This window comes from Corallococcus sp. bb12-1, from assembly GCF_026626765.1.
Taxonomy (GTDB): Bacteria; Myxococcota; Myxococcia; order Myxococcales; family Myxococcaceae; genus Corallococcus; species Corallococcus terminator.
In genome coordinates this window covers 385,358-396,507 of the sequence record NZ_JAPNJZ010000003.1, presented here as the reverse complement: position 1 = coordinate 396,507, position 11,150 = coordinate 385,358, and the positions used below count along the sequence as shown (strand labels likewise).

Below are 11,150 nucleotides of genomic sequence, written 5' to 3'. Positions count from 1 at the left end.
AAGTCGCCGGAGCACACCGTGGCGCTCCTCAAGGAGATGGATGGGGACGTGACGCCGGTGCCGCTGGACTTCCTGCGCCCGGAGACGTTCCTGCCCGCGCTGGAGGGCGTACGGGGCGTGTTCCTGATGCGGCCGCCGGCCCTGGCCAACGCGGAGGGCACGCTCAACGCCTTCGTGGACGCGGCCGTCGCGCAGGGCGTGAAGCAGGTGGTGTTCCTGTCCATGGCGGGCGCGGAGCGCAGCACGTGGGCGCCGCACCACGCGGTGGAGGAGCACCTGAAGCGCTCGTCGCTGGGGTGGACGCTGCTGCGCCCGGCCTTCTTCGCGCAGAACCTGGGGGACACGTACCGCGAGGACATCCGCCAGGACGGCCGGCTCTACATGCCCGCGGGGCTCGGCAAGGTGGCCTTCGTGGACGTGCGCGACGTGGGCGAGGTGGCGGCGCGGGCGATGCTGGACACGTCCCTGCGCGACCGCGCGTTCACGCTCACCGGCCTGGAGGCGGTGACGTTCGAGGAGGTGGCCTCCGTGCTGTCGGAGGTGCTGGGCCGGCCCATCCGCTACGTGCCCGCGTCGGTGCCCGGCTACGTGCGCCACCTGCACCAGCGGCGGCTGTCCTGGGGCCAGCTGGGCATGCAGACGCTGATGCACGTGGGGCTGCGCTTCGGCCACGCGGAGCAGGTGGACCCCACGCTCACCAACCTGCTCGGGCGCCCCACGCGCACGGTGCGCCAGTACATCGAGGACCACGCGCCGCTGTGGCGCTGACGCGTCTCAGGTGTACCAGAGCGCCCAGAGGATGAGGACGCCCTGCAGCGGCAGCCGCAGCCAGAGCAGGGGCTTGGGAATCTTCCGGAACTTCTCCGGGTGCCAGGCCATGTGCACGTTCGCGGGGAACACCGCCACGAACAGCGCGACGAGCCCCCAGGCCCCAAGCCGCGTCGTCTGCGGCACCACCAGCAGCACGCCGAGCAGCACCTCCGCCACGCCGCTCAGGAGCACCAGCTCCCGGGGGTACGGGAGGTAGGGCGGCATGATGCTCATGAACATGCGCGGCTTGCGAAAGTGGGTCACCCCCGCGACGACCATGAACAGCGCGAGCACGAACTGGAGGATGAGCTTCACGGACATGGCGGGTGGGGCTCCTTGCGGCGGCATCGAAGCCCGCCCTGGAGCCCCCGTCCATGGCTACTTTCCGGCGAAGGCCTCCCCGACGATGGTGCGCGCCTCCTGGACGATGGTGTCCAGGTGCGCCTGGTCGCGGAAGCTCTCCGCGTAGATTTTGTAGACGTCCTCGGTGCCGGAGGGGCGCGCGGCGAACCAGCCGTTCTCCGTCGTCACCTTGAGGCCGCCCAGCTCCGCGTTGTTGCCCGGCGCGCGCGTGAGGCGCTGCTGGATGGGCTCACCCGCCAGTGACGTGGCCTTCACCGCTTCGGGGGACAGCTTCTTGAGCACGGCCTTCTGCTCGGGCGTGGCCGGCGCATCGATGCGCGTGTACAGCGGCGCGCCGAACTTCTGCGCCTGCTCCAGGTAGTGCTCGCCGGGGTCCTTGCCGGTGCGCGCGAGGATCTCCGCCGCGAGCAGGTCCATGATGATGCCGTCCTTGTCGGTGGTCCACACGGTGCCGTCGGTGCGCAGGAAGGACGCGCCCGCGCTCTCCTCGCCCCCGAAGCCCAGCGAGCCGTCCAGGAGGCCGTCCACGAACCACTTGAAGCCCACCGGCACCTCCACCACGCGGCGGCCCAGGCCCTTCGCCACGCGGTCGATGAGGCTGCTGCTCACCAGCGTCTTGCCCACCGCCGCGTCCTGCTTCCAGCCCGGGCGGTAGCGGAACAGGTACCCGATGCAGACGGCCAGGTAGTGGTTGGGGTTCATCAGCCCCTGGCTGCGGGTGACGATGCCGTGGCGGTCGGAGTCCGTGTCGTTGCCAAAGGCGAGCGCGTACTTGTCCTTGAGTTGCACCAGGTTCGCCATCGCGTACGGCGACGAGCAGTCCATGCGGATCTTCCCGTCATGGTCCGCGGGCATGAAGCCGAAGGTGGGGTCCACCTTGCGGTTCACCACGGAGATCGACAGCTTGTAGCGATCCGCGATGGGGTCCCAATAGTCCAGGTTGGAGCCACCCAGCGGATCCGCGCCCAGCTTCAGCTTCGCGTTCCGGATGACCTCCACGTCCACCACGTTCTCCAGGTCCTTGACGTACGGGGTGATGAAGTCGTGCTCCTTCACCGTGCTGCTTCCGCGCGCCTTCTCGTAGGTGACGCGGCGGACGTCCTTGTTGCCGGCGGCCATCAACTCATTGGCGCGGCGCTCCACCAGGGACGTGACGTGGGTGTCGGCGGGGCCGCCGTTGGGCGGGTTGTACTTGATGCCGCCATCCTCCGGCGGGTTGTGGGACGGGGTGATGACGATGCCGTCCGCAAGCCCGCTCGTGCGGCCCCGGTTGTACATGAGGATGGCGTGGGAGATGACCGGCGTGGGCGTGGCGCCGTCGGTGAAGCGCACCTCGACGCCGTGGGCGGCCAGCACCTCCAGCGTGGTGCGCTGGGCAGGCTCGGAGAGGGCGTGGGTGTCCTTGCCCAGGAACAGCGGGCCGTCGTAGCCCTGCTGCTTGCGGTACTCGCACAGGGCCTGCGCCACCGCGAGGATGTGCGCTTCGTTGAAGCTCCGGCGCGCGGCGCTCCCCCGGTGACCGGAGGTGCCAAAGGCGACGCGCTGCTCGGCGATGGACGCGTCCGGTACGTCGGAGGCGTACTGCCTGCGCAGCTTCTCGGGGTTGATCAGCAGATCGCGCGAAAGGGGCTTGCCAGCGGAAGGATGGGCCATGACCCGGCCACACTAGCCGCGCGCGCCCTGGGATGGGGAGGCGAAGTCACGCCCCCCTGTCCATCCCTGCTCCGGACCTGACGCGCTCCGTCCAGAAGCGGGCGGGAGCGCGCATCCGCGGGGCGGTGCCAGTTGTCCGGAAGCCGTCAGCGCGCCACGGCGACGGAGGACGTGGGCGCCGTGGGCGGCATGGCTTCTGGCGCGGGGGGCTCGTCGTCCACGGGCTGGGCCGCGTTTTCGGGCAGGAACATCAGCAGCACCAGCCCGGGGATGGCAGCCGCCGCGGTGAAGGCGAAGAACGTGGGCCAGCCCATCCACGTGGCCAGGTAGCCGGACACGGAGCCGATGAGCCGGTTGGCGAGGGTGCCCATCGTGGACAGCAGCGCGTACTGCGTGGCGCTGAAGCTCTTGTGGCACAGCGACATCACGAAGGCCGCGAACGCCGTCACGCCCAGGCCCGTGCACACGTTGTCCACGGCGATGGCGGCAGCGAGCATCAGGTCGTTCTTGCCCGTAAGCGACAGCGCCAGGAAGGCCAGGTTGGTGAGGCCCTGCGCGGCGCCGAAGATGAAGAGCGCGCGGCGCATGCTGAGCTTCACCATCAGCACGCCGCCCAGCAGGCCGCCGCCAATGGTGGCGAGCATGCCCAGCGTCTTGCTGAGCGCGCCAATCTCCGTGTTGGAGAACCCGAGCTCGATGTAGAACGGCGTCACCATGCTCGCGGCGATGGCGTCCCCCAGCTTGTAGAGCACCAGGAACGCGAGCACGCCCAGCGCATACTCGCGCCGGAAGTAGTCGACGAAGGGCTTCACCACCGCGTCCAGCAGGTTGCGCGGAGGCCGCACGCTCTGGGGCTCCGGCGCGATCAGGGTGGCCACCACGCCCACGCCCATGAGCAGGCCCATCACGTAGTACGTCCTCGACCAGCCGAGCTGATCCGACAGGATGAACGCGAGTCCACCTGCGACGAGCATGCCCAGCCGGTAGCCGGTGACGTACATGGAGTTGCCCAGCCCGCGCTCCTCCAGGGTGAGGATGTCCGTGCGCCACGCGTCCGCGACGATGTCCTGGCTGGCGGACAGGAACGTCACCACCACCGCCATGCACGCCATCGCGATGGGGGTGTCCTTCGGGTTGACGAGCCCCATGGCTGCGATGGCGCCCATGAGCAGCACCTGCGTGAGCAGCATCCAGCCGCGCCGCCGGCCCAGGAAGGGCAGGGTGTAGCGGTCCATCAGCGGCGCCCACAGCACCTTGAAGGTGTAGGGCAGCGCCACGAGGCTGAAGATGCCGATGGTCTTGAGGTTCACCCCCTCGTTCTTCATCCACGCGGACAGCGTGACGCCGGTCAGCCACAGGGGGAGGCCGGACGCGAAGCCGACGGCCATCAGGAGCCAGATGCGCCGGCTCTTCAAGACGGTGAGAAGCGAGGAGTTGGGCATGGAGGGCGCGGGAGAACAGCCGCCAGCATAGAGAATCCGCCCCGCACGTCACCTGCCAACGACCAGGGAATGTCCGCCCGGCTGCTGTCCGGGCACCAGCCCGGGCGGCTTCCGCTACGGCCCCAGCGCGGACACGTCCGGGCAGGAGGAGGCGTTTCCCTCGGTGGGATTGAGGAAATCCCAGTTGCGCTGCAGGAAGGTGATCCGCGTCTGGGCGTCCCAGCACTCGGTGTACTTCAGGCCCTTCGCGTCGCCTTCCAGGATGGTCAGCACCAGCTTGCCCCGCCCATCCGGCGTCCAGCGCGACACGATGTCCAGCGTCTCCAGGAGCCCGCCGGGCACCAGGTCCTGCCCTGGCAGCCGGAACGTCATCTCCCCCAGCCCCTCCGGCACCTGGCGCGACGCATAGCGCGTCAGGGGCAGCGTGGCCCCCGTGCCCGTGAAGAGCAGCTCCACGCTCGTGGGCAGCGCCTTCGTCTGGTAGCGGATGTCCAGCCGGTCCACTCCGTTCGCGTCGCTCGCGTCGAAGCCGTGCGCGCGGGCCTCCTTGAAGTCCAGCGCGAGCGTGCCGGTGCCCTTGCGGATGCCGCCATCCGCCTTGAAGGTGCCGGGCAGGTAGGTCCACCACGCGGCCTCGTCCGTGCCCCGGGGACGGAACTGGAGGCGGTAGGTGTAGTCAGCATCCTGGCGCTCCATCACGAAGCGCAGCTCGTGGCCTGGATGGTCGTCGGCGGGGAAGGGGCCCCAGATGCGGCGGTCGGTTTCGCGCGTAGTGGGCGCGACGCCGCGGAACAGCTCCAGCAGGGTGAGCAGCGCGTCCACGCTGGCGTTGAACTGCGTGCCCACCTGGTAGGTCTGGAGCGCGAGTTCCGAGGTGCCGCCCAGCACCTGGAGGCCCAGCCGGTCCTCGCGGGTGCCGGTGCCCTGGCCGGAGCGTCTGGCGGAGTCCGGCAGCATCGCGGCCAGGTCCTCGCGTTGGGGCAGGGCGTTCTGGAACTCCAGGTCGTCGTTGGAGAAGTCGCCACCGCACGCGACCGCGAGGAGGCAGAGCAGGGCCGGGATCAGGTTTCGCATCGCGTGCGCTCTCATGGCTCGTACGTGAGGAGCGCCGCCAGTTCCCAGTAGCCCAGGGACCGCTGCGCATCGACGGTGTATTGGAGGTACTGCGCCCGGCCTCGCGCGGTGAGGTGGAGGCGGCGCGTGAGCTGGAAGCGCGCGCCGGCCACCAGTCCCGGTGACACCATGGCGAAGCGCTGATCCGGGAACGCCGCGTCCTCGAACTTGCGGCCCAGGATGAGGTACGCCAGCCGCGCGCCCACGAACGGGGAGACGCGGCCCAGGGGCCACTCGGTGGTGAGGCTCGTTCCCAGGTTCACCACCGAGTACCGGTACGACGGTCCCGCGAGCGTGGGCAGCGCGAGCACGCCCCGGGTGCCGCCCACGGAGGCATCGAAGCCCCAGACCCAGTCGCGTCGGAAGTAGTCGTGCAGCTCGGCCTCCGCGCCGAACAGCGGAACGGAGAGGAAGAGCGACTGGCGCGTGGCCGCGTCGAAGAAGGACTGGTAACCGCCCGTGAGGCCGAAAGCCCACCACGAATCCCGGCCCCGGCCCGCGCCCTTCACGGGGTCGTCGGAGAAGGGGGCGTCCTTGAGGCGCGGCTCTTCCAGCACGGTGGTCCGGCCGCGAGCAATCTCCACGTCCCCGATGCGCAACCGGTCACTGAGCCGTCGCTTCACGCGGTAGGTGCCAGGGGCCAGGGCCACGCGGCGCTCCGTGTCCGCGCTCTTGTCCAGCTCCGCGACCACGAGGCCGCCTGGATCCACGAAGTAGTACGCACCCGCGGGCGCGCCGCCGGGCACCACGAGTCCCTCGGCGTTCGCGCGCAAGTCAGTGAGGACCAGGTCTCCGTTGCCCGCGAGGTCGTAGCTGAACGTGGGGTGCTGCGGGCCCGCGCTGCTGTCGGCCGTGTCCGCGACGGTGCGCGCGTAGGCGTGTGAATACGCTTCGAAGAGCGTCACGCGTCCGTCGCCGCTGCGGTCCGCGTCGCCGAGCAGGCCGCTCGTCAGGTGGTGGGAGAAGTAGCTGCCGCCCAGGGCATCCGACTCCTGCGAGTCCTCGTCCGCAGCGCTGGAGGTGAGGATGACGACGCCCCGGGCATCGCGCGCGGCGCCGGATTCCACGTCGAAGGCTGGAGCCTTGCGAGCCCCCTTGGTCCGCGTGAGCGCGCCGGAGCGGCACGAGTCCAGGATGGCGATGCGGATGTCGACGGGTGCCTCCGCCAGCCGGCGCTTGAGAGCGTCGAAGGCCAGCCGCGAGTCACCTAGTCGCAAGGCTCCGTCCTTCGCGTGACCGGAGTAATAGACGAACAGCGCGGTGCGCTCCCCGCGAGCCTGGGCCGCGCGTGCCCGCTGCTCCAACTCCGACAGGGCCGTGAGGAAGTCCTTCGCGTCATCGTCGAGGAGGAGCTTCGCGTCGGACGGGGCCACGCCGCCCAGTCGGGTCAGCAGGTCGTGCATCTTGCGCGCATCGTCACGCGCGTAGCTCAGGGGCCGCGTGTCACTGCCCCCCGTGTCGTTGCCGGCGATGAGCGCGAAGCGGCGCAGCGTGTCCGCGTGCGCGGCGGTGGAGAGCAGTGCGACTGCGAGCGCAAGTCCCGGTGCCCACGCGCGGTGCGGGGCCATGACGGTGCGCATCCGTGCCAGAACGCGGAGCCCCGCGAGCAGTGCCCGTTCCGGAGCGACACGCTTCACGGGCAGGGTGCTCATGGCTTCAGCAGGATCCACTGCGTCTGCTCGCCCGCGACATCCAGCGGCGCCATGCGCGTGACATCCCGCCCCGCCGCCGCGAAGGACTTCCGCGCCGCGTCGCTCAGGACGTCCATCGACACGGGCGCATCCGTCAGCACCAGCACCACGCGCTCCGTCCCCGCTCCGGTGAACTCCACGCTCTCCGGCAACCAGTGCTGTCCCGCGCCCGGCTCTACCGCGAGGCTGTCCCCCGACTCCGGATACAGCGGCGTCACTTCGCCCTGGGCATCCACCGACAGCGCGGCCACATAGCGGTGCGCTTCCGGCGTGTAGCCCAGCCGCACGCGATCCCCGGGCCGCAGGGCTTCCGGTGCGTCCACGCTCGCCACCCGCTGCGGCTCCACCCCGCCACCGATGCGAAGCTCCGCGCCCACGCCGCCCTTGAGCCGGTTGCCCGCCACGGGCCGCGTCACCGTGCCGGACGCCCCATCGTTCTCCAGCAGCGGACGCACCAGCACCAGCACGAACACGGAGGCCGCCACCAGCATCAACGGCCTGGCCCACGTGGCGCGCGTCGCGGGCTCCGCCGAAGCCTTGGACTGACGGGCCAGGGCCCGCTCCACGCCCGCCTCGAAGCGCTCGAAGGGCACCTCCGCCTCGAACGCCGACTGCTGCTCCGACAAGGAGCGGAGCACCGCGCCACACGCCTCGCACGCCTCGGCATGCTCACGGGCGCGCAGGGCCTCCGGAGCGGGCAGGTCGCCGACGTGCAGACGGCGCAATGTCCAGTTCGACTCGTGCGCGCTCATCGGACGTTCAGCTCCTCTCCACCCAGCTGTGCGAACTGTTCCAGCCGCTTGCGCACCGTGGGCACCGAGCGCCCCAGCACCGCGGCCACCTCTTCCAGCGTCATCCCGTCCACGTGGTAGTGGATGGCCGCCGCCTGCGTCTCCGCGTCCACCCGGGCCAGCAGCTTGCGCACCAGGTCCCGCGTCTCCATCGCCTCCGCCCCGCCGTGGCCCTCTGAACGGGCCGCCTCGTCCCGCGCGAACCACCGCCGCCACGCCGCCCCTTCCGACCGGAGCTGGTTGAGGCAGTGGTGCGTGGCGATCTTCATCAACCACGTGAGCGGGGAGGCCTCCGCGCGGAACGACTCCCCGTGCACGAGCGCGCGGGCGAAGACGTCCTGCATCGCGTCCTCGGCCCGGCTCGCATCCTTCAGCAGGTAGCGGCAGCGCTCCCTCACGCTGCCGCCGTACTTCACATACAGGTCGCGCAGGACGGCCCGCCGGTCCTCGGGGGGACGGGGAGCTACCACCTTCAGGGCCAGCGGGGTCGGTCCAGTCACGCGCGGCTTGAGCCTACCGCGAGGAGGCTCAGAGCGACGAGTACACCGCCGCGGTGAACCCGCCGCAGGCCGCTGCCACCTCGCCGTACCCCAGGCGCGGGTCCAGGCTGACGAGGAAGTAGGTGCTCAAGAAGTTCGTGTCCCAGCATTCGCTCAGCGTGGCCTCGCCCTTCAGGTCGCCGCCCGTCACCTTGATGTCCGAGCGGCCCGCCCCCGTCGCCGTCCAGCGGCTCTTGATGCTCAGCTTCTCCAGCTTCGCGCGCAGCGGGTCCCCGTTGTCGATGTCCTTGGCCGACGCGAAGTCGAACTCGCCGCCCGCCGTCGCGGACGCCTTGTAGTGGTATTTCGCGTCCACGCGCTGCTCCGGGTGCTGCTCGTCGCGCACCTGGTGGAAGTCCGCGTCCACCGTGGCCTCCGCCGTGGCGCTCGGACGCGCGTAGCGGATCTCCACCGTGCCCACGTTCTCATCGCCGTCCGGCAGGCTGTGCGACGCGTCCCAGTCGATGAACAGCTCGCCGGAGCCGAAGCCCTTCAGGCGCTCGCCGTTCGCGTCCACCGCCACCGTCTGCGTGCCGGACAGCACCGCCTTGAAGCCGCTGTCCGTGTCCGCCTTCGCCTTGCCCTCCAGCACCCAGGAGAACGACGCGTCCCCCGACTTCGTCACCGTCAGCCGCCACGTCGTGGGACTGAGCGCGTCCGTGTGCGGACCCCACACCGCCTTGTTCTCCTCCAGCGTCGTCGGCGGATACTTGGCGATCTCCTCGATGAGGTTGAGCACCCACAGCGTGCCGCCGTTGATGGACACCGTGGCGTCAACCGTCGCCTGGTAGTACTCGGCCTTCTGGCCCTGGCCGTACATCGCGGAGGGGCCGCTCGCCGTCAGGCCCTGGCCGCTCTCCTTCGGCGCCTTCACCTGCATCATCTCCTTGGAGGGAAGGCCGTCGCGGAACGTGTCCTCGTTGGACTCGGCGTCGTTGCAACCGGCGGCGAACAGCAGGGAGGCGGCACACAGCAGGCTCTTGCGCAGCATGGTCGGGTGTCCTTTCAAGGCCCGTCGTGCGGGCCGTGCGGCAGGGAATTCGCTCCTATGGACACAGGCCGGCCGAAAAACAGAAAAGGCGCTCGCTTGAAGCAAAAAGTTTCAATGAAACCGGCTGTTTGGAACCTGCCTGCCTGCCCTCCGGCCGCCCGCGCCCGCCTGCCCGACCGTCGAAATGGGCCATCCCTAGATTTCGCCCATGGAAAAACGACACCCGAACCATCCCGGGGACATGGGTACGGACGCCTCGCTGGCTGAGCGTGAGCGCGCGCCGGACGAAATCAACGCCCGCGCCAGAGCCGTCGGCCTGCTTCATGAGGCCGGGGTGCCCTTCGTGGTGGGCGGGGCCTATGCCTACGCGACCTATACCGGCATCTACCGGGACACCAAGGACCTGGACCTGTTCCCGCGCAAGGCGGACGCCGTCCGTGCCCTGGAGGTGCTGGAGAAGGACGGGTGGCGCACCGAGCACCACGACGAGGTGTGGATCTACAAGGCGTACAAGGGCGACTACTTCGTCGACTTCATCTTCTCCTCCGGCAACGGCGTGGCGACGGTGGACGACGAGTGGTTCACCCACGCCAAGAAGGCCAACATCTTTGGCTACGAGTGTCTCATCGCGCCCGCCGAGGAGATGATCTGGTCCAAGGCCTTCGTCACCGAGCGCGAACGCTATGACGGCGCGGACATCAACCACCTCATCCTCAAGGCGGGGCGGGAGATGGACTGGGACCGCATCCTCCGGCGCTTTGATCGCTATTGGGAGGTGCTGCTCAGCCACCTGATGATGTTCCGCTTCGCCTATCCCAGCGAGCGCGACATCGTGCCCAACTACGTCATGACGGAGCTGATGAGCCGCACGCTCCAGACCGTGCGCGACGGCAGTTGGGATGAGCGCCTGTGTCGCGGCAACCTGGTGTCCAAGGTGAACTACCACGTGGACATCCACCACTGGGGCTTTGGGGACGGCAGGGCCTGGGACGAACAAGAACGACCCGAGGGGGACGTGCGTGGCGCGAGATCCGAACTCGAAAATACGGCTGGCGGCAGTCGGTGACCTCCACTGTCGGGACGACCAGCACGGTCGCTTCCGCCAGCTCGTCAAGCAGGTGAATGCTTCAGCGGACCTGCTGCTGTTGTGTGGCGACCTGACGGATCGCGGCATGCTGGAAGAGGGGAAGGTGCTGGCCGAGGAGCTGTCGGCCCTGCGCGTTCCCTGCGCCGCGGTGCTGGGCAACCACGACTACGAGCACGGGCAGGTGAAGGACATCTGCTCGGAGCTGTCGAAGGTGGGCGTGCACATCCTCGACGGAGACCACTTCATCTTCGAGAAGGTGCTGGGCGTGGCGGGCGTGAAGGGCTTCGGCGGAGGCTTCGGCAACGCGACGTTGCAGGCCTTCGGCGAGGGGCAGACGAAGGCCTTCGTGCAGGAGGCCGTCACCGAGTCACTCAAGCTGGAGGCGGCGCTCAGCCACCTGGACACGCCGAAGAAGGTCGTGATCATGCACTACGCCCCCATCCCGGAGACGTTGGAGGGGGAGAACATCGAGATCCGCCCCTTCCTCGGGACCAGCCGCCTGTCGATGCCCATTGACCACTACGGCGCGGCCTACGTCTTCCACGGGCACGCGCACCATGGCGCGCGCGAGGGCAAGACGAAGAGCGGCATCCCGGTGTTCAACGTGGCCATGCCACTGCTCACCAAGTTCACGCCCGAGCAGCGCTTCGCCTTGATGGAGGTGTAGCGC

General features: G+C 69.4%; 11 protein-coding genes. 3 read left to right on the top strand and 8 right to left on the bottom strand.

Going from position 1 to position 11,150, the window contains the following annotated elements; genetic code table 11:
* A partial coding sequence (locus tag OV208_RS09165; RefSeq protein WP_267573435.1) for an NmrA family NAD(P)-binding protein occupies nucleotides 1-768 on the top strand: 768 nt, incomplete at its 5' end.
* 6 nt (nucleotides 769-774) lie between these two features.
* Here OV208_RS09165 and OV208_RS09160 read toward each other — a convergent pair.
* The 8 genes from OV208_RS09160 to OV208_RS09125 all read right to left on the bottom strand — a co-directional run bounded on the left by OV208_RS09160 (nucleotide 775) and on the right by OV208_RS09125 (nucleotide 9,393).
* The gene (locus OV208_RS09160; protein ID WP_267573434.1) at nucleotides 775-1,131 is read right to left on the bottom strand and encodes a DoxX family protein; all 357 of its coding nucleotides are present in this window, start codon (nucleotides 1,129-1,131) and stop codon (nucleotides 775-777) included.
* 57 nt (nucleotides 1,132-1,188) lie between these two features.
* Complete coding sequence (gene pgm / locus OV208_RS09155) at nucleotides 1,189-2,826, bottom strand: phosphoglucomutase (alpha-D-glucose-1,6-bisphosphate-dependent) (RefSeq protein ID WP_267573433.1); 1,638 nt, start codon at nucleotides 2,824-2,826, stop codon at nucleotides 1,189-1,191.
* A gap of 146 nt (nucleotides 2,827-2,972) precedes the next feature.
* A complete protein-coding gene (locus tag OV208_RS09150) occupies nucleotides 2,973-4,268 on the bottom strand; it encodes an AmpG family muropeptide MFS transporter (protein ID WP_267573432.1) in 1,296 nt (431 codons plus the stop codon).
* 114 nt (nucleotides 4,269-4,382) lie between these two features.
* Nucleotides 4,383-5,342 (bottom strand): hypothetical protein, encoded by a 960-nt coding sequence (locus tag OV208_RS09145; protein ID WP_267573431.1) that lies wholly within the window; start codon nucleotides 5,340-5,342, stop codon nucleotides 4,383-4,385.
* Between the two features lie 11 nt (nucleotides 5,343-5,353).
* A complete protein-coding gene (locus tag OV208_RS09140; protein ID WP_267573447.1) occupies nucleotides 5,354-6,949 on the bottom strand; it encodes a caspase family protein in 1,596 nt (531 codons plus the stop codon).
* Between the two features lie 80 nt (nucleotides 6,950-7,029).
* A complete protein-coding gene (locus tag OV208_RS09135; protein ID WP_267573430.1) occupies nucleotides 7,030-7,824 on the bottom strand; it encodes a DUF4384 domain-containing protein in 795 nt (264 codons plus the stop codon).
* Nucleotides 7,821-8,363, bottom strand: a complete 543-nt coding sequence (locus OV208_RS09130) for an RNA polymerase sigma factor (RefSeq protein WP_267573429.1) — start codon at nucleotides 8,361-8,363, stop codon at nucleotides 7,821-7,823. Before OV208_RS09130 ends, OV208_RS09135 begins: the two co-directional genes overlap by 4 nt.
* A gap of 28 nt (nucleotides 8,364-8,391) precedes the next feature.
* Entirely contained in the window at nucleotides 8,392-9,393 is a 1,002-nt protein-coding gene (locus OV208_RS09125; protein ID WP_267573428.1) for a hypothetical protein, read from the bottom strand.
* Between the two features lie 208 nt (nucleotides 9,394-9,601).
* Between OV208_RS09125 and OV208_RS09120 the strand changes: the two genes are divergently transcribed.
* Together OV208_RS09120 and OV208_RS09115 are read left to right on the top strand one after the other, a co-directional pair.
* The gene (locus OV208_RS09120; protein ID WP_420714995.1) at nucleotides 9,602-10,459 is read left to right on the top strand and encodes a nucleotidyltransferase; all 858 of its coding nucleotides are present in this window, start codon (nucleotides 9,602-9,604) and stop codon (nucleotides 10,457-10,459) included.
* Nucleotides 10,443-11,147, top strand: a complete 705-nt coding sequence (locus OV208_RS09115) for a metallophosphoesterase family protein (RefSeq protein ID WP_267573445.1) — start codon at nucleotides 10,443-10,445, stop codon at nucleotides 11,145-11,147. Before OV208_RS09120 ends, OV208_RS09115 begins: the two co-directional genes overlap by 17 nt.
* The last annotated feature ends 3 nt before the right edge of the window (nucleotides 11,148-11,150 follow it).

Excerpts from the sequence above, each read along its gene's own strand:
- pgm (WP_267573433.1), bottom strand. The coding sequence starts at position 2,826 with ATGGCCCATCCTTCCGCTGGCAAGCCCCTTTCGCGCGATCTGCTGATC.
- OV208_RS09140 (WP_267573447.1), bottom strand. The coding sequence starts at position 6,949 with ATGGCCCCGCACCGCGCGTGGGCACCGGGACTTGCGCTCGCAGTCGCA.
- OV208_RS09125 (WP_267573428.1), bottom strand. The coding sequence starts at position 9,393 with ATGCTGCGCAAGAGCCTGCTGTGTGCCGCCTCCCTGCTGTTCGCCGCC.
- OV208_RS09135 (WP_267573430.1), bottom strand. The coding sequence starts at position 7,824 with ATGAGCGCGCACGAGTCGAACTGGACATTGCGCCGTCTGCACGTCGGC.
- OV208_RS09145 (WP_267573431.1), bottom strand. The coding sequence starts at position 5,342 with ATGCGAAACCTGATCCCGGCCCTGCTCTGCCTCCTCGCGGTCGCGTGC.
- OV208_RS09120 (WP_420714995.1), top strand. The coding sequence starts at position 9,602 with ATGGAAAAACGACACCCGAACCATCCCGGGGACATGGGTACGGACGCC.
- OV208_RS09150 (WP_267573432.1), bottom strand. The coding sequence starts at position 4,268 with ATGCCCAACTCCTCGCTTCTCACCGTCTTGAAGAGCCGGCGCATCTGG.
- OV208_RS09160 (WP_267573434.1), bottom strand. The coding sequence starts at position 1,131 with ATGTCCGTGAAGCTCATCCTCCAGTTCGTGCTCGCGCTGTTCATGGTC.